The 15,877-nt window shown below is 64.4% G+C and carries 16 protein-coding genes; 7 read left to right on the top strand and 9 right to left on the bottom strand.

What is annotated here, in order from left to right; all coding sequences use genetic code 11:
• Nucleotides 1–208: 208 nt before the first annotated feature.
• The gene (locus IVB54_RS29225; RefSeq protein ID WP_018454930.1) at nt 209–883 is read right to left on the bottom strand and encodes a DsbA family protein; all 675 of its coding nucleotides are present in this window, start codon (nt 881–883) and stop codon (nt 209–211) included.
• Between the two features lie 126 nt (nt 884–1,009).
• The gene (locus IVB54_RS29220) at nt 1,010–1,504 is read right to left on the bottom strand and encodes a DciA family protein (RefSeq protein WP_018454929.1); all 495 of its coding nucleotides are present in this window, start codon (nt 1,502–1,504) and stop codon (nt 1,010–1,012) included.
• A 122-nt stretch (nt 1,505–1,626) separates the two neighbouring features.
• Between IVB54_RS29220 and mutY the strand changes: the two genes are divergently transcribed.
• Both mutY and IVB54_RS29210 read left to right on the top strand, forming a co-directional pair.
• Nucleotides 1,627–2,742 carry an A/G-specific adenine glycosylase gene (mutY, locus tag IVB54_RS29215; protein WP_018454928.1) on the top strand — a complete coding sequence of 372 codons (1,116 nt, stop codon included), beginning with the start codon at nt 1,627–1,629 and terminating at the stop codon, nt 2,740–2,742.
• 52 nt (nt 2,743–2,794) lie between these two features.
• Nucleotides 2,795–3,217, top strand: a complete 423-nt coding sequence (locus IVB54_RS29210; protein WP_018454927.1) for a PaaI family thioesterase — start codon at nt 2,795–2,797, stop codon at nt 3,215–3,217.
• 206 nt (nt 3,218–3,423) lie between these two features.
• Here IVB54_RS29210 and IVB54_RS29205 read toward each other — a convergent pair whose 3' ends face one another.
• Nucleotides 3,424–4,701, bottom strand: coding sequence for a flavin-dependent oxidoreductase (locus IVB54_RS29205; protein ID WP_018454926.1), 1,278 nt, complete (start codon nt 4,699–4,701; stop codon nt 3,424–3,426).
• A gap of 128 nt (nt 4,702–4,829) precedes the next feature.
• Here IVB54_RS29205 and IVB54_RS29200 point away from each other — a divergent pair, with 128 nt between their 5' ends.
• Complete coding sequence (locus tag IVB54_RS29200) at nt 4,830–5,450, top strand: glutathione S-transferase family protein (RefSeq protein ID WP_026232844.1); 621 nt, start codon at nt 4,830–4,832, stop codon at nt 5,448–5,450.
• Nucleotides 5,451–5,649: 199 nt separating this feature from the next.
• Here the strand turns inward: IVB54_RS29200 and IVB54_RS29195 are convergent, their stop codons facing one another.
• Complete coding sequence (locus IVB54_RS29195; protein WP_018454924.1) at nt 5,650–6,570, bottom strand: LysR family transcriptional regulator; 921 nt, start codon at nt 6,568–6,570, stop codon at nt 5,650–5,652.
• Between the two features lie 90 nt (nt 6,571–6,660).
• Here IVB54_RS29195 and IVB54_RS29190 point away from each other — a divergent pair, with 90 nt between their 5' ends.
• Together IVB54_RS29190 and IVB54_RS29185 are read left to right on the top strand one after the other, a co-directional pair.
• Entirely contained in the window at nt 6,661–7,104 is a 444-nt protein-coding gene (locus IVB54_RS29190; protein WP_018454923.1) for a nuclear transport factor 2 family protein, read from the top strand.
• 340 nt (nt 7,105–7,444) lie between these two features.
• Entirely contained in the window at nt 7,445–9,454 is a 2,010-nt protein-coding gene (locus IVB54_RS29185) for a methyl-accepting chemotaxis protein (RefSeq protein WP_026232843.1), read from the top strand.
• Nucleotides 9,455–9,513: 59 nt separating this feature from the next.
• Here IVB54_RS29185 and IVB54_RS29180 read toward each other — a convergent pair whose 3' ends face one another.
• The 3 genes from IVB54_RS29180 to IVB54_RS29170 form a co-directional block, all read right to left on the bottom strand.
• On the bottom strand, nt 9,514–10,200 hold the full coding sequence (locus IVB54_RS29180) for a glutathione S-transferase family protein (RefSeq protein WP_018454921.1): 687 nt from the start codon (nt 10,198–10,200) through the stop codon (nt 9,514–9,516).
• A gap of 132 nt (nt 10,201–10,332) precedes the next feature.
• Complete coding sequence (locus tag IVB54_RS29175; RefSeq protein WP_018454920.1) at nt 10,333–10,659, bottom strand: hypothetical protein; 327 nt, start codon at nt 10,657–10,659, stop codon at nt 10,333–10,335.
• A gap of 121 nt (nt 10,660–10,780) precedes the next feature.
• Complete coding sequence (locus tag IVB54_RS29170; RefSeq protein WP_026232842.1) at nt 10,781–11,911, bottom strand: site-specific DNA-methyltransferase; 1,131 nt, start codon at nt 11,909–11,911, stop codon at nt 10,781–10,783.
• A gap of 400 nt (nt 11,912–12,311) precedes the next feature.
• Between IVB54_RS29170 and IVB54_RS29165 the strand changes: the two genes are divergently transcribed.
• Both IVB54_RS29165 and moaB read left to right on the top strand, forming a co-directional pair.
• The gene (locus tag IVB54_RS29165; protein ID WP_018454918.1) at nt 12,312–13,247 is read left to right on the top strand and encodes a neutral zinc metallopeptidase; all 936 of its coding nucleotides are present in this window, start codon (nt 12,312–12,314) and stop codon (nt 13,245–13,247) included.
• Nucleotides 13,248–13,381: 134 nt separating this feature from the next.
• Nucleotides 13,382–13,945, top strand: a complete 564-nt coding sequence (gene moaB, locus IVB54_RS29160) for a molybdenum cofactor biosynthesis protein B (protein WP_018454917.1) — start codon at nt 13,382–13,384, stop codon at nt 13,943–13,945.
• Between the two features lie 244 nt (nt 13,946–14,189).
• Here moaB and IVB54_RS29155 read toward each other — a convergent pair whose 3' ends face one another.
• A complete protein-coding gene (locus IVB54_RS29155) occupies nt 14,190–15,116 on the bottom strand; it encodes a helix-turn-helix domain-containing GNAT family N-acetyltransferase (RefSeq protein ID WP_018454916.1) in 927 nt (308 codons plus the stop codon).
• 63 nt (nt 15,117–15,179) lie between these two features.
• The gene (locus tag IVB54_RS29150) at nt 15,180–15,755 is read right to left on the bottom strand and encodes a glycosyl transferase (protein WP_018454915.1); all 576 of its coding nucleotides are present in this window, start codon (nt 15,753–15,755) and stop codon (nt 15,180–15,182) included.
• Between the last annotated feature and the right edge of the window lie 122 nt (nt 15,756–15,877).

Genomic DNA, 15,877 nt, shown 5'->3' with positions numbered 1-15,877 from the left:
TCTCTGTTGGCAGGCGCGAATCCCCCTGCCGGGACAATACCATGGAAGGCAATGTCGGTATCCGGGCGAGTCGCGCGAGGCGCCTCATGCGGCTGGACAATGGCCGCGGTGCGCTGCGAGGGCAACCGGCGAAAGCCGCTTTTCCCAAGGGATTTATGCCGGGAAAGATACGGCTATCGAGATGCGAATCAGGATTGCGCCGTGCGAATCAGCTCTTGAGCAGCGGATTGATCTTCTTGGCGAATTCCTCGAACGAGGTCTCGCCCTTGATCTTCTCGCCGTTGACGAAGAACGTCGGCGTCGAATCGACCTTCAGAACGTCGCTGGCATATTTCTGGTCGGCGGCGATCTTGTCGAGCAGCGCCTGGTCCTTCAGGCAGGCCTCGACCTGCTGCTGGGTGAGACCGGCCTGCTTGCCGATCCGCGTCAGGGTCTCCGTGGTGTTCTTCACGACCCAATCGTTCTGCTGGCGGAACAGCATGTCGGTGACGGCAAAGTATTTCGGCGCGTCGCCATTGGCGATGCAGCGCGACAGCATCGAGCCGGCGGCGGCTTTGATGTCGAGCGGGAACTCGCGGAAGACGTAACGCACCTTGCCGGTGTCGATGTATTCCGACTTGATCTTGGGAAACACTTGCTCATTGAAGGCCGCGCAATGCGGGCAGGTCATCGAGGCGTATTCGGTGATGGTGACGGCGGCGTCCTTCGGGCCCAGCGCCATGTCGGGCAGCGACACCGGTTTGGCCACGTCACCAGCCGCTGCCTGCGCCATGGCTTCAGGGATCATGGCATCGGAGATGAATCGCAGCGGAGAGAACCCGGCGAGCGCGGCAAGCCCGGTCAGCGACAGCATCGAGGTGAAGGCGCGGCGGGTGATGATCAAGGTCGGCTCCCGGATTGGCGTGGTCTCGCCCGAATTCCCATTCAGACGGCCTGTCGCTAGCTTGAAACGTCGTTTGAGGCAATGGCGAGCGGCAAGGACAGGTCCAGTTTGGCCGCAGAATAAGGCTCAATTTCGCTTGATGGCGGCCCCGAGGCGCGCCAGCGCCGACTTCAATTGTTCATCTTCGATATCGCCCAGGCGCTCAGCCACCTCGGCCACCGATTTGGCGTCCGGCGGGCCGGGCCGGGTCGGCCGGCGGGCGCGTGATAGCGGAGCCTGGCGAAAGGCCAGCTTGCCGACCGCGCTCCAGCCGAAGAAGCGGTTGACCCGCTGCAGGATCACATCGGCGGAGTGCTGGATCTCGAGCGCCATCGGCCCCTCGACCCGCAGCACCAGCGTCGCCGGCTCCTGCGGCTGACCCTCGACCGGCCGCGGCCATTGCATCTTGAGCGGCTCGGCGTGCGCCGCGATCTCCGGCCCGGCAATCTGCGCCCATCGCGTCACCAGCTCGCGCGCGGCAAATCCCTGCTTGGCATAGGCCTCGGCAAAGACGTCGTTGAGCAGGAGCGATAGCGGCTTGGCGCTGATGGGACCGGGTTTGATGGGTCGAAGCTTGGACATGGGACCTTATAGCACTCCGGGGCGTCGGCCGCAGGCTCTTCACCGCGAAGAAAAACGTGGATGCCCGCGACATGCGTGGGCACGACGTGGAGAGATCGACGCATTGCCGTTACAGTGCGGACATGAGCCCCAAATCCGCCCTCAAGGCGAAATCGGAACCAGTTCCGCCGGAGACCCCATCGCGTCCGCTCGCGCTGCTCCAATGGTATGACCGCCACCGCCGCCGATTACCCTGGCGGGCTCCGCCCGGCGAAGCATCCGACCCTTACCGCGTCTGGCTGTCCGAGATCATGCTGCAGCAGACCACAGTGAAGGCGGTCGGGCCCTATTTCGAAAAATTCGTCTCGCGCTGGCCTGATGTCACCGCGCTCGGACGGGCCTCGCAGGAGGACGTGCTGCGGATGTGGGCCGGGCTGGGCTATTATTCTCGCGCCCGTAATCTCCATGCCTGCGCGGTCGCGGTGACGCGCGAGCATGGCGGCACCTTTCCCGACACCGAAGTGCGTCTGCGCGCGCTGCCGGGCGTCGGGCCCTATACGGCGGCAGCGATCGCGGCGATAGCGTTCGATCGACGCACCATGCCGGTCGACGGCAATATCGAGCGCGTGGTCTCGCGGCTCTTTGCAGTTGAGGAAGAGCTCCCGCAGGCCAAGCCGCTGATTCAGGAGTTGGCTGCGACGCTGCTTGCCGATTCTCGCGCCGGTGATAGCGCGCAGGCGCTGATGGATCTGGGCGCCTCGATCTGCACGCCGAAAAAGCCGGCCTGCTCGCTATGCCCGCTGAACGAGGGCTGCACGGCGCGCGCGCTGGGAACGCAGGACACGTTTCCGCGCAAGGCCGCGAAGAAGAGCGGCGCGCTACGGCGCGGCGCCGCTTTCGTTGTCACGCGCGGCGACGAGCTTCTCGTCCGCACCCGTCCCGAAAAGGGGTTGCTCGGCGGCATGACCGAAGTACCGGGGTCGGACTGGCTGGCCGGGCAGGACGACGCCAAGGCAAAACGGCAGGCGCCCGAGTTGAAGGGGCTGTCGCGCTGGCAGCGCAAGGTCGGCGTGGTCACCCACGTCTTCACGCATTTTCCGCTGGAACTGGTGGTCTACACGGCGAGGGTGGAAGCGCGGACGCGGGCACCCGCCAGCATGCGCTGGGTGCCGATCGCCACGCTCGCCGATGAAGCATTGCCCAACGTCATGCGTAAGGTGATTGCGCATGGATTGGACCCTAGCAGCCCATCCTGCTGACAAAATGCTGGCAGCAGGCCTGCGTTAGCTGTGGTAGGCAACGGAGGCTCGCATGATCAAGACCGCGCTCGACAACTTTCCCAGGCCGCCCTGTGCCGAGCTATTGGGGTGGCGCCTGCTCGATGCCCGACCCAGGGAAGGCTGGATCAAGCTCGCCTTCGACGGCAAGCCGGAGTTCTGCAATCCGGCCGGCTTCATCCAGGGCGGCATGCTCTCGGCCATGCTCGACGACACGATGGGCCCCGCCGTGCTGGTGATGAGCGAGGGCAGGCTCTACACCACCACCATCAGCATGACCGTGAATTTCCTGGCGCCCGCAAAGCCCGGACCGATCATCGGCGAGGCCAAGGTGACGCAGCTCGGCAAGACGATTGCGTTCGTCGAGGCAAAGCTGATGGCAGAGGACGGAACGCTGCTGGCGACGGCGACGGCGAGCGAGCGGCTGCTGGAGGCGGCGAGGGTGGTGGGCAAATAGCTGCCGCGCAGTCTTTTTTCCTTCTCCCCTTGCGGGAGAAGGTGGCGCGAAGCGCCGGATGAGGGGTTTGTCTCGGCGAGTTCAAATGAGAGTTAGACTCGCGGAGACAGACCTCTCACCCGAGTGAGCTTGCGTCTAGCGGCGTCGCTGCCCTCTCCCGCAAGGGGCGAGGGCGCATCAACGTGCGTCTCGCTTCGTGCGAATACTCATTTCGTCGCGCGCGCGTCCTTGCTCACGATCGGCGGCTTCGCATTCAGCGCTTCCACCTGGAAGCCGGCGACGCGCTTGTAATTGGCGGCAACATCCTCGAGCTCCTGTTGCGACAGCACGTCAGTGACGACCTTGTAGCCGTCGGGCGCGCGCTCCTCGACCAGCTGCATCACCTGCTCGGGGCCGTTCTTGCGGTTGAGCAGGACGAGACTGGTGGTTGCAGGCCGCCGCTCGGCCTCATAGGCGAGCAGGGCCGCTTGCGTCGGGCCGTGCGCCAGGATCTCGCGCGTGATGGTGCGCGCATCGAGGATCGCCTGCGAGGCGCCGTTGGATCCGATCGGATACATTGGATGTGCGGCGTCGCCCATCAGCGTGACGCGGCCGAAAGTCCATTGCGATACCGGATCGCGGTCGACCAGCGGATATTCATAGGCGTGCGGGCAGTTCTTGATCAGGCCGGGCACGTCGAGCCAGTCGAACTGCCAGCTCTCGAACCAGGGTAAGAACTCCTCCAGCCGCGCGGTGCGGTTATAGTCCTCGCGCCGCCATTGATAGGTCGGCGGCATGTGGCGCTCGGCAACCCAGTTGATCAGATGGTTGCCCGCGGCGTCCAGTTCCTTCGAGATCGGATAGCAGACGAATTTCAGGATCTCGTGACCGGCCATGATCATGGTGCGGCCGCTGAGGAAGGCTTTTGCGGGCGTGACGCCGCGCCACAGGATGCGGCCGTTCCAGATCGGCGGGCCTTCGTCGGGATAGAGTTTTTCTCGCGCGGCGGAATGGATGCCGTCCGCGGCGATCAGGATCGTGCCGTCGTAAGTCCCCGCGGCCTTGCCGGTGGCCTTGTCGACGAAATCGGCGCGCACGCCGTCGGCGGTTTCGCTCCAGCCGGTCAGATGATGGCTGGTGAGGATGTTGTCGCGGCCGAGGCGCTCGATGGCGGTGTCGAGCAGCAATTGCTGGAGCGTGCCGCGATGGATCGAAAACTGCGGCCATTTATAGCCGGCCTCCAGCCCGCGCGGCTCGCTCCAGATCGGCTTGCCGTGCTTGGAGAAATAGGCAAGCTCGCGGGTGCGCACGCCCCTGGCATCGAGCTTGTCCATCAGCCCGAGCTCGATCAGCTCGCGCACCGCGTGCGGCAGCACGTTGATGCCGACACCGAGCGGCCGCAGTTCGGCGGCGCTCTCGAACACTTTCACGGGAACGCCGACTCCGTGCAGGCTGAGCGCAAGCGTCAGCCCGCCGATGCCGCCACCGGCGATGAGTACGGTCATGGGAAAGCCCCTCCAACTCGGGGCGTCTTGGCACAGCCGGGCGCCGGTGGGCAACTGCGAAGAGAGGTTCGTGCTATGGACCTCGGGGCCCGCAGCCGTTACCTTCCGGCTTTCCCATGAGGTCCGACATGCTCAAGCTCTACTACGCCACCGGCACCTGCGCGCTCGCCACCTACATCACCCTGGAAGAAGCCGGCGCCGACTACGCGGCGGAGCGGCTGAGCTTCAAGGACAACCAGCAGAACAGCGTGGAGTACCTCGCGATCAACCCGAAAGGCCGCGTCCCCGCGCTGGTGACCGATCGCGGCGTTTTGACCGAGACCCCGGCGATGCTCGCCTATCTCGCGCAGACCTTCCCCAAGGCGAAGCTCGCGCCGCTCGACGATCCCTTCGACTTCGCCCAGGTCCAGTCGTTCAACTCCTACCTCTGCTCGACCGTGCACATCAACCATGCCCACAAGATGCGCGGCGCACGCTGGGCGAGCGAAGAGAGCTCGTTCGCCGACATGAAGGCGATGATCCCGAAGACCATGGGCGCCTGCTTCGCCCTGATCGAGCAGAAGATGTACAAGGGGCCGTGGGTGATGGGCGAGCAATACACGATCTGCGATCCTTATCTTTACACCCTGTCGACCTGGCTCGAAGGCGACAGCGTCGACATCAACGCGACGCCCAAGATCGCCGACCATTTCAAGCGCATGTCCGACCGCCCCGCCGTGCGCAAGGTGATGGACGCGCAGAAGGCGTAGGAGCGCGGCAATATATTCCCCTGTCGTGCCGGGCAAGCGTCAGCGCAGACCCGGGACCCATAACCACAGGGAGAAGTTGTGACGCAAGCTGACAATCACGAGTCTTCGCCAAACCACGTCCTGTGGTTATGGGTCCCGGATCGGCGCTCCGCTTCGCTGCGCTTGTCCGGGACGACACCATTTGCTTTGAAGTTGCGTCCTATCCAGCGCGCCCTTTCTTCTCCAAATCCCGTCCCGTCTCCAGCATTAGCCGCCGCAACCAGATCGAGCCCGGATCCATCTGGGCGCGGGTCGGGTAGAACATGAACTGCTCATCGATGCCGGGGTCGAGCGGCGGCGTCACCGTGACGAGGCCGAGCTGCTTGGACAGCGCCGCGATCAACCGGCGCGGCACGAAGGCGACGAGGTCGGTACGGGCGGCGACGTGCAGCGCTTCGAGATAACCCGGGACGACGAGAGCGATATGCCGGTCTATGCCCTTGGTGCCCAGCCAAGTGTCGATGAGGTCCTCCGGCTGGCCGCGGATGATCACGCCGACATGGCGCGCGGCCAGGAACGTCTCGCGCCGCTTCAGCTTCGTGGTCATGGGGTGGCCGCGCCGCACCGCCAGCGCGTCGCTGTCGGTGTAGAGCAACTGGCGGTGAAATCCCTTGAAGGCGTTGCCGATCGAGATCACGAGATCGATGGTGCGGGCGAACTCGGCGTGGAAAATCGCCGGTCCTCGCCACGGCACCACGTCGATGCGGACGTTGGGGGCGGCCTGCGTCACCTTTTCCATCAAGGGCGGCATCAACAGCTCGACCGCGAGGTCCGGCATCATCAGTCGGAATTGCCGCTCGCTGCGCGCCGCATCGAATTCATCCGATACGAACAGCCCGCGCACCTGGTCGAGCGCCTGCGCCAGCGGCGCGCGCAAGGCTTGCGCCCGCGGCGTCAACTCCATCCGCGCGCCTGTGCGTACCAAGAGCGGATCGCCAAGGATGTCGCGCAGACGCTGGAGCGCATGACTCGCCGCCGGCTGCGACAGCCCGATCCGCAATGCGGCGCGGCTGACGCTGGCCTCGCGCAGCAGCGCGTCGAGCGCGGTCAGGAGATTGAGGTCGAGCGAATTCAAATTCATGAGGCGAATAGATATCATATCCACTATCGATTTGAAGAATTTAGCACCGGCGGCGATGATTTCCGTGTTCTCACCAAAGGAGATGCCGCCATGAGCGCGAGCGCCAACAAGAAACTGATGCAGGATATCTTTGCAGCCGCCGCCAGCCCCGATCCGGCTGCGCGCGACCGTGGCTTGTTCACCGAAAGTCTTGCCGACGACGCCAAATGGATCGTGACCGGCCAGTATTCCTGGTCGCGCACCTTTTCGGGCAAACAGGCGATCCTCAACGATCTGCACGGCTATGTGCGGACCCGCCTTGTCGACCGGACGCGGACGGTCGCTCATCGCTTCATCGCCGACGGCGATATCGTCGTCATCGAAGCAAAGGGCGACAATGTCACGCCAGAAGGCGTGCGCTACGACAACGACTATTGTCTCGTGTTTCGTCTCGAGGACGGCAAGATCAAGGAGATCCGGGAATATTGCGACTCGGTGCTGACCGAGAAGGCCCTTGGTCCGTTTCCACAAACGGCCGTGAGGGCCGCGAGCTGAGCGGATCGAGCAGCGTCGCCTCCGTCGACCGGTGCCGTCCGCCGCGGTCGGCGAGGGGCGTGTTGGTCTGGCGCAGGCCGGACCAGCTGCAGCGGCCTGCATGCCGCTGCGGGCTTCTCGCTAAAACCTTGCTCACCTGCCGATAAAATCAGCAGATGTTGTACCATCCGACGGATGCGCGCGCGAAAAATTTGAAGGTTCAATTAACGAGTGTCCCCCATTGTGTCGCGGTGCAGCGTGGGTCGCGAACAACGCGACGCGCGGCTGCCAGAGTGGCCGGTGACGATCGCCGGATTAGGCCGGCCGCTCGAATTGACATGCATCTGGGTGGACAGTGGGAATGCCGAGTTTTCGTTTGCGGATCAGGGGACGCCTGTACGCAGGTTTCATGGCCTTGGTGGCGGTTGGTCTTGTGATGGCGGTGGTCGCCATCTGGAATTTGCGATCCGTCCAGGATCAGGTCGCAAAACTCTCCGCGTTGTCGGACAGCACGGCGCGCGTCCTGGAGATATCGACCCATCTTCAGGCCATCCAGCGGGCCAATCTGCGCTACATTTACGACGCCAACGAGCCTGCGATGCGGGAGGCTGCCGAGCGAGAGGCCGCGGCGACCGGGCTGTTGCAGCTGGGAGCAAAGGGCACCCTCTCGGAGGAGCGGCGGAAGCTCTACGACGATCTGATCGCCGACATCGCCAAAATGAAAAGCCTGCGCGACAGTCTCGGCGACGCCGTCAACGAGGCGCGGACCGGCAAGGCGACGCTGTTGCCGAGTGGCGAAGAGCTGACCGTCAAGATGGCCAAGCTGGTCGATGTGGCCCGTGCCGCCGCCGACGACGACACGGTGTCGCTCGTCGCGGACCTCGAGTCCCGGGTCCTGCTGGTTCGAATCGCGAACTGGCGCTTCCTCGCTCTGCGCGACGCCAACGGGCCCACCGCCTTCAGAACCAATGTCGACAGGGCGGTGCAGCGGCTGGCGGCCGTCGAAAGGAGCCCGCAGGCGGCGGACCTTCGCTCGTCTCTGACGCCTGTGAAGACCGCCCTTGGTATCTACAAATCCGCGTTCGAAACCACCTCTGCGGCGATGCTGCGGTCCGACGAGATCTACCACAAGGATCTCGCACCGCTCATCTCCGCCAGCATAGCCAAGCTCAAGGTCGCGGAAACCGCCTTGAAGACGGATTACAATGATTCGCGCACCGCGGCCGATGCTGTGATCGACGGCACGACCTCGCTGCAGGAGATCGCGGGCGGCCTCGCCGTCCTGTTCGGACTGATCGTCGCCTTCCTGACCGCCCGCAGCATCGTGCGGCCGCTGACCTCGATGACGCGCGCAATGGGGCTGCTTGCCGGCGGCAATCTCGCCGTCGAGATCCCCTCGCGCGGCAAGGTCGACGAGATCGGCGACATGGCCAAGGCGATCGACGTCTTCAAGACAAACATGATCGAGACCGAACGGCTGCGCCAAGAGCAGACCGCAACCGAGGCCCGGCAGGCCGAGAGCCGCAAGGCCGACATGGCCCGGCTCGCCAGTCAGTTCGAGCAGGCGGTGGGCGAGATCGTCGATACCGTATCCTCGGCATCGCACGAGCTCGAGGGCTCGGCCGGCACCCTGACCGCGACCGCGAGGCGCGCTCAGGATCTCTCCACCGAAGTGCAATCCGCCTCCCAGGAAGCCTCGGCCAATGTGCAGGCGGTCGCCTCCGCGACCGAGGAGTTGTCCTCCTCGGTGACGGAGATCGCGCGCCAGGTGCAGGAATCGGCGCGCATAGCGGGCGAAGCCGTCGGTCAGGTAAGCAAGACCAACGCGCGCGTCAGCGAGCTCTCCAAGGCTGCAGCCCGCATCGGCGACGTGGTCGAGTTGATCAGCACCATCGCCGGCCAAACCAACCTCCTGGCGCTGAACGCCACCATCGAGGCGGCGCGCGCGGGTGAAGCCGGCCGCGGCTTCGCCGTAGTCGCCTCGGAGGTCAAGGCGCTCGCCGAGCAGACCGCGAGGGCCACCGGTGAGATCGCCCAGCAGGTCTCGGGCATCCAGGCTGCGACGGAGGAGTCGGTCGGCTCGATCAGGGAAATCAGCGGCACCATCGAGCGGCTGTCGGAGATCTCGTCGACGGTCGCCGCCGCCGTGGAGGAGCAGGGTGCGGCGACGCGGGAGATCTCCCGCAACGTCCAGCAGGCGGCCCAAGGCACGCAACTCGTGTCGTCCAACATCGGCGACGTGCAGCGCGGGGCGTCCGAGACCGGCTCGGCGTCTTCGCAGGTGCTCTCGGCGGCACGCTCGCTGTCGGCCGACAGCAACCGCTTGAAGCAGGAAGTCGCCAACTTCCTGAACTCGGCCCACGCCGCCTGAGCCTCAAGAAGCAAAAGGCCACGCGCACGCGCGTGGCCTCGCATTGTGACCTGAGACGATCAGGCGACTTTCGTCGTCATGTGCTTGAACATGTTGCTGCGGGCCTCGTCGTCCATCTCCGCCTTGAAGGTGAACTTGTCCTTCAGCGCGATCGCGCGCGCCGCCGCGGGCCGCGCCGTGACCTCGTCCACCAGCCGCTTGACGTTCGGGTATCGCGCGAAGGCATCGTCGCCGAGCTTGAACGGCACCATCCGCGCCCAACCCCACAGCGCCATGTCGACGATCGAATAGCTGTCGCCGACCATGTAGCGGCGGCCTTTGAGGTGGCCGTCGAGAATCTTGTAATGGCGATCGGTCTCGAACTGATAGCGGTTATGCGCGTAGTCGTGGTTCTGGTCTTTCGGCGCAAAATGCTTGAAGTGCACGGCCTGGCCCGAATACGGCCCGACGCCGGTGGCGACGAACATCAGCCATGACAGCATCTCGCCGCGAACATTGGCGGCCGGCAGGAATTTGCCGGTCTTCTCGGCGAGATACAGCAGGATGGCGTTGGAATCGAACACGATGGTGCCGTTGTCGTCGATCGCCGGCACCTTGCCGTTCGGATTGATCTTCAGGTAGTCCGGCGTGAACTGCTCGCCCGTGCGGGTGTCGATCTTCACCGGCTCGAAGGGCAGGCCGGCCTCTTCGAGATAAAGCGCGACCTTGGTCGGGTTCGGCGAACCGTTGAAATAGAATTTGAGCATCGGGCATCTCCCCTGTGTTTGTTGGCTGAGAGTGGAGTCAGCAACATGTCCGCAAGCGGCCTTGTCTTGCCTGAACCTTATCGGGGAGGGCAACCGGCGAGTTTGCCGGGCGGCGTCTGCGCGTCACGCAGATCAGCCGGCGTAACAAAGGCCGATCGCCGCCGTAATGACCATGGCCGCGCCCACGACCTCCAGGCGCAACCCGAGCCGGGTAGCGATATGCATGTCGGAGGCCCGCGCCGCGCGCTCCGATCCGCGCGCGTAGCCGTGAACGATGACGTCGTGATTGAAGCTGTCGTGGGCCTCGTTGCTGCTGGCGAGCCCGACACAGACCACGAGCACGCCGAACAAGGCGAGGCCGAAAAATCCCAGCAGCGCGATCAGGAACATCGGAAACATGCCGACCAGAAAGATCGGCAGCAGCGGCACCAGCAGCAATGTCTCGGACTGTCGTCGCATGGCTCGACCGATCAAGACGGGGCGTAGGCGGTCAATCTAGTCCCGCCGGCCGCTGTATTCAACCAGTCTCGTCATTCCGGGGCCGCGCCAGGAGGCGCGCTCCGGGACGACGAAAGGAAGGCTACCCCGCCGCCATGCCGGCGCGGATCTCGGCGCGCAGCTCGTCGATCAGCTTAAGGCCCTTCTTGGTCTCGATGTGCCAGAAGGTCCAGCCGTTGCAGGCTTGCGCGCCCTGCGCCACTGCGCCCATGCGGTGGATGGAGCCGACCTTGTCGCCGAACATGATGGCGCCGTCGGCACGCACCAGCGCGCCGAGTTTCTTCTTCGCGTCGAACAGCTTGGTGCCGGGCATGATCATGCCACGCTCGATCAGCTCGGAGAACGCCACACGCGGCGCTTCGCGCGCCGTCATGAACGGGGCGAGGCTTGCCTCCGGAAGCGGCTCGATCGCGGCGATGCGCGCTTCGGCCGCTTTCGCATAGGTCTTGTTGCGCTCGAAGCCGATATAGGAGCGGCCGAGGCGCTTTGCGACCGCGCCGGTGGTGCCGGTGCCATTGAAGGGATCGATCACGAGATCGCCGGGTTTGGAGGACGACAGCAGCACGCGCGCCAGCAGGCCTTCCGGTTTCTGCGTCGGGTGCACTTTCTTGCCGTCGGCGCCCTTGAGGCGCTCCTCGCCGGTGCAAAGCGGGATCAGCCAGTCGGACCGTGCCTGCACGTCCTCGTTGGCGGCCTTCAGCGCCTCGTAGTTGAACGTGTAGCCCTTGGCCTTCTCGTCCCGCGCGGCCCAGATCATGGTCTCGTGCGCATTGGTGAAGCGGCGGCCGCGGAAATTCGGCATCGGGTTGGTCTTGCGCCAGACGATGTCGTTCAGCAGCCAGAAGCCGAGGTCCTGCATGATCGCGCCGACGCGGAAGATGTTGTGATAGGAGCCGATCACCCAGATCGTCGCCGACGGCTTCATCGCGCGGCGGGCGGCGAGCAGCCAGGCGCGGGTGAAATCGTCATAGGCGGAGAACGAATCGAACTTGTCCCAGTCGTCGTCGACCGCATCGACATGAGATTCGTCGGGGCGCTTGAGATCGCCCTTAAGCTGGAGATTGTAGGGTGGATCGGCGAACACCAGGTCGACCGAACCAGCCTGAAGCTTCGACATCTCGGCGACGCAATCGCCGAGGACGATGCTGTGCGAAGGAGACTCAAAATTTGTGCGGGGCGCCTTTGCAGACGCCCCGCGACGCGACTCTACCATGACTCAAGAACTCTGACTCAGGCGACGCTGTCGGCGACGCGGGACCAAACAACCGACTGACCGTTACATTGAAGCGGCAAAGTAAAAATCGACTTAACCCGTGGCTTTCGTGAACAGCCCTCACATCGCGCCTTGCACGCGGCTCGCTCCGCGCATTCTCCATGTTTTGCAGTGTATTTCGCGTTTCTTCGCGTTGCGGCTGTGATCGGAGCGCAAAAAGACTCAAAATTCCTCTCGGAAAAAATTGCTCGATGCCCGGAAAAAATTGCTGGCATTGCCATGCTGTCGCACTAGGCAATAATTGCCGAGCGGGATATTGATTAACGCAACGGAAACGTATGTGGCGCGTTGAGCTTTCGCGCTTTCGCGCCGAATTGAGCTAGGACCGAGGGAAGCCGCCATGCGCTACGATGATTTCCGCCGCAGCGACGACATCGAGGATCGTCGCGACGATGGTGGCGGCGGCGGTGGAGGAGGCGGGTTCGGCCTCCCCATGGGCGGCGGCGGGCTTGGGATCGGTACCATCATCGTGCTCGGCCTGGTCGGCTACGCCTTCGGCATCGATCCGCGCATCCTGATCGGCGGCGCCGAGATACTCACCGGCGGCGGCCAGGCGCCGTCCTACCAGACCGATCGCCAATCGTCGTCCAACGGCAAGCGCGGCGCGCCGACAGACGAGATGGGCAGCATGATCTCCGGCATCCTCGGCGAGATCGACGATCGCTGGAGCGAGATCTTCCAGGCCTCCGGCCAGTCCTTTACCGGTCCAAAGGTCGTGCTGTTCCGCAACGTCACCAATGGCGGGCGCTGCGGCCGGGCGGAGTCGGCGATGGGACCGTTCTATTGTCCGCCCGACAGGACCATCTTCCTCGACACCGGTTTCTTCCGAGAGGTCGAGACGCGTTTTCGCGGCTGCTCCGGCAAGTCGGCCTGTAACTTCACCACCGCCTACATCATCGCCCATGAGGCCGGCCATCACATCCAGAACCTGCTCGGCATCATTCCGCGCGTGACGCGGCTGCAGCAGCAGGCCGGCAGCAAGGCGGAGGCCAATGCGCTGCAGGTGAAGGTCGAATTGCAGGCCGACTGCCTGTCCGGTGTCTGGGTCAATCGCGAGGCGAAGAAGCGGCCGAACTTCCTGGAGCCGGGCGACATCGACGCCGCACTCACCACGGCGAGCGCGATCGGCGACGACACGCTGCAGCGCCAGTCCACAGGCCGCGTCGTGCCCGATTCCTTCACCCACGGCTCGGCGGCGCAACGCAAACAATGGTTCATGACCGGCTACCAGCAGGGCACCGTCCAGGCCTGCAACACGTTTGGGGGCGGACAGTAGGGGTTATCCGTCATCCTGAGGTGCTCGCCAATTGGCGAGCCTCGAAGGATGGCGAGCCCGTGGCCCATCCTTCGAGGGCGCAAGAGCGCGCACCTCAGGATGACGTCAGTGGTCTGTGAAGAAGGTGCGTTGCAATGACCTCCATCGACGAAACAAAACAGTTCGTCCCGCTCAACATCGCGGTGCTCACCGTGTCGGACACGCGCGCGCTGGCGGATGATAAATCCGGCCAGACCCTGGCCGACCGTCTCACCGCTGCCGGCCATCATCTCGCCGCGCGCGAGATCGTCACCGATGACGTCGAGGCGATCCGCACCGTCATCCGCCGCTGGATTGCGGACGCAGGTGTCGACGTCGTCATCACCACCGGCGGCACCGGTTTCACCGGGCGCGACGTCACGCCGGAGGCGATCGAGCCCTTGTTCGAGAAGCGCATGGACGGTTTCTCGATCTCATTCCACATGCTGAGCCACGCCAAGATCGGAACGTCGACGATCCAGAGCCGCGCCACGGCCGGCGTCGCGGGCGCAACCTACATCTTCTGCCTCCCAGGTTCGCCCGGTGCCTGCCGCGACGGCTGGGACGGCATTCTCAAAGCCCAACTCGACTACCGCACCCGCCCCTGCAATTTCGTCGAGATCATGCCACGGCTGGACGAGCATCTGCGCCGGCCGAAGGCCCAGGGCGCGACGGTGTAGTTGGACATTTCTTCTCCGCTCATGTCGGCCGAAGCTTTAGCGAAGGCGGATGCGGGGAAGGTGGCATAGGCCGCCTTCGGCCGCCCGTCCTTAAAGAATGCCGAAGCGAAGCTTGGGTATCTATCGGCACGGAGTGCTCGGAGACATACCCCTCGCCCTAGTGAGTGTGCGTCTGGCAGCATCGCTGCCCTCTCCCACAAGGGGCGAGGGCGCATACATGCGCCTCTCGCTCGTTGCGAGAGTTCTACAGATCCCGCTCCCACGTTTCCCCAAGCAGATCCTGCCCGAAGCTGTGATGCGGCTCGCTCTTCACGAGCTTGAAGCCTGCGCTTTGATAGATGCCACGCGCGGCGACCAGGATGCTTTGCGTCCACAGCGTCATCTTGCTGTAGCCCCTCTCGCGCGCACCCTGGATGCATTGGTCGACCAGCGCGCGGCCGACACCGAGTCCCCGCGCTTTCTTTTCCACCTGCAACAGGCGCAGCTTGGCGATCTGGTCCGTGGCCTTGACCAGAAAGATAGAGCCGACCGGCTCTCCGCCCACTTCCGCAATCCAGCAGTGCTCGCGGGCGGCGTCATAGTTCTTGATGAACTGTGCGCAGATCTCGGCGACCAGGGCCTCGTAGCTGATATCCCAGTTGTAGTCGGCCGCATAGGCGGCGGCCTGCCGGGAGATGACCCAGCCCATGTCGCCGACGCGATGGCTGCGCAGCATGAAAGCCGCGGGGTGGCTTCGATGCTCCAGCACGGCCTCGATGGTCGCCATAGCCTGCGTGAGCCGCGTTGCATCGCTGGTCGAAAGCTGAGCCAGCATTGCGGCGACCTCATTTTGCGAGCCCAGGTTCAGCTTGGCAAAGGCCTGGCGCCCCTTGGCGGTGAGGCTGAGCTGGTATTGCCTGCGATCCGCGGGCAGGGCCCTGCGGGTGATCAGGCCCTTTTCGTCGAAGCTTTGCACGATCCGGCTGAGATAGCCGGGGTCGAGGCCAAGCTCGTTGCCGATCTCCTTGGCGGCAAGGTCGTCCCGTTGCGCGAGCTCGTAGAGCACGCGGGCCTCGCTGAGCGAGAACGGGCTCTTGCCAAGGTGCTGGTCGAGCACGCCAAGCTTGCGGGTGTAGAAGCGGTTGAAGGCGCGGACCGCTGCGATGTGGTCGTCGGTAGGATTGAACGACATGGGTCACCTCCGATATTTGCCATTGTCAAATAATTATTTGACCTTGGCAAGTATCGACGTGCCTCAGCCGACCATGACGATCCGGCTGCGCAGCAAGATCCGCGACGAGCGGCCGAGCCGCCGGAGCAGCCGTGCCTCGGAGTGGCGGGCTTGGGGCGGGTAGCCGCCAATGCGGTCGTAGTGATCACGCGCGATCAAAAGTCCCTGATCGCCGAAGGGACCGACGAGCTTGCGCATCAGGGCCCGGAGGATGTGGCGGAAGCCGGCATCGGCGTAGGGCGAGCGCGCATAGCGGAAGACGGCCGCACGATCCCGGCCGCTGGTCGAGACGGACTGGATGAACTGGGTGGTTTCCTCGATCCAGCCGGTTTCCAGCACGGCGCCCGCGGGCAGGAACATCAGCCAGGACGAACGGGCCTGGAGTGCGCCGGCGGCGAGCGCGGCGCCTTGAGTGGATCCTTCGAAGCCGATGAAACGGCAGCCCGCGACGTCGGCAACGCGCTCGATGACGCCATTGCGGGTGCCGTCGACCAGGAGCACTTCCCGGATGACGCCTGCGGCGGCACCGGGTACCAGCGCGGCCAGAGTTGCGACGGCCGTCTGCTCGACGCCTTCGGTCGGAATGATGACGCTCAGCATGATGGAAGCTTCACTGTCCACACTTCGGGAGAAGCGTAGCTCATTATGAGGGCGTCATAAAACATGGCGCTGCCGAGTGCAACTTTCCGGCCGCGCCTCGGCAGACGATGGTAAACCGCTGC

The sequence above is a fragment of the Bradyrhizobium sp. CW1 genome (assembly GCF_023100665.1).
GTDB classification, from domain to species: Bacteria; Pseudomonadota; Alphaproteobacteria; order Rhizobiales; family Xanthobacteraceae; genus Bradyrhizobium; species Bradyrhizobium canariense_D.
The sequence above is the reverse complement of the archived record's forward strand: the minus strand, read 5'-3'. Positions and strand labels throughout refer to the sequence as shown.

What these genes read in the sequence shown, in the direction of transcription:
- IVB54_RS29170 (WP_026232842.1), bottom strand. Translation starts at nt 11,911, where the DNA reads ATGGTAGAGTCGCGTCGCGGGGCGTCTGCAAAGGCGCCCCGCACAAAT.
- IVB54_RS29210 (WP_018454927.1), top strand. Translation starts at nt 2,795, where the DNA reads ATGATCAAGACCGCGCTCGACAACTTTCCCAGGCCGCCCTGTGCCGAG.
- mutY (WP_018454928.1), top strand. Translation starts at nt 1,627, where the DNA reads ATGAGCCCCAAATCCGCCCTCAAGGCGAAATCGGAACCAGTTCCGCCG.
- IVB54_RS29175 (WP_018454920.1), bottom strand. Translation starts at nt 10,659, where the DNA reads ATGCGACGACAGTCCGAGACATTGCTGCTGGTGCCGCTGCTGCCGATC.
- IVB54_RS29195 (WP_018454924.1), bottom strand. Translation starts at nt 6,570, where the DNA reads ATGAATTTGAATTCGCTCGACCTCAATCTCCTGACCGCGCTCGACGCG.
- IVB54_RS29185 (WP_026232843.1), top strand. Translation starts at nt 7,445, where the DNA reads ATGCCGAGTTTTCGTTTGCGGATCAGGGGACGCCTGTACGCAGGTTTC.
- IVB54_RS29155 (WP_018454916.1), bottom strand. Translation starts at nt 15,116, where the DNA reads ATGTCGTTCAATCCTACCGACGACCACATCGCAGCGGTCCGCGCCTTC.
- IVB54_RS29165 (WP_018454918.1), top strand. Translation starts at nt 12,312, where the DNA reads ATGCGCTACGATGATTTCCGCCGCAGCGACGACATCGAGGATCGTCGC.
- IVB54_RS29200 (WP_026232844.1), top strand. Translation starts at nt 4,830, where the DNA reads ATGCTCAAGCTCTACTACGCCACCGGCACCTGCGCGCTCGCCACCTAC.
- IVB54_RS29220 (WP_018454929.1), bottom strand. Translation starts at nt 1,504, where the DNA reads ATGTCCAAGCTTCGACCCATCAAACCCGGTCCCATCAGCGCCAAGCCG.
- IVB54_RS29150 (WP_018454915.1), bottom strand. Translation starts at nt 15,755, where the DNA reads ATGCTGAGCGTCATCATTCCGACCGAAGGCGTCGAGCAGACGGCCGTC.
- moaB (WP_018454917.1), top strand. Translation starts at nt 13,382, where the DNA reads ATGACCTCCATCGACGAAACAAAACAGTTCGTCCCGCTCAACATCGCG.
- IVB54_RS29205 (WP_018454926.1), bottom strand. Translation starts at nt 4,701, where the DNA reads ATGACCGTACTCATCGCCGGTGGCGGCATCGGCGGGCTGACGCTTGCG.
- IVB54_RS29190 (WP_018454923.1), top strand. Translation starts at nt 6,661, where the DNA reads ATGAGCGCGAGCGCCAACAAGAAACTGATGCAGGATATCTTTGCAGCC.
- IVB54_RS29180 (WP_018454921.1), bottom strand. Translation starts at nt 10,200, where the DNA reads ATGCTCAAATTCTATTTCAACGGTTCGCCGAACCCGACCAAGGTCGCG.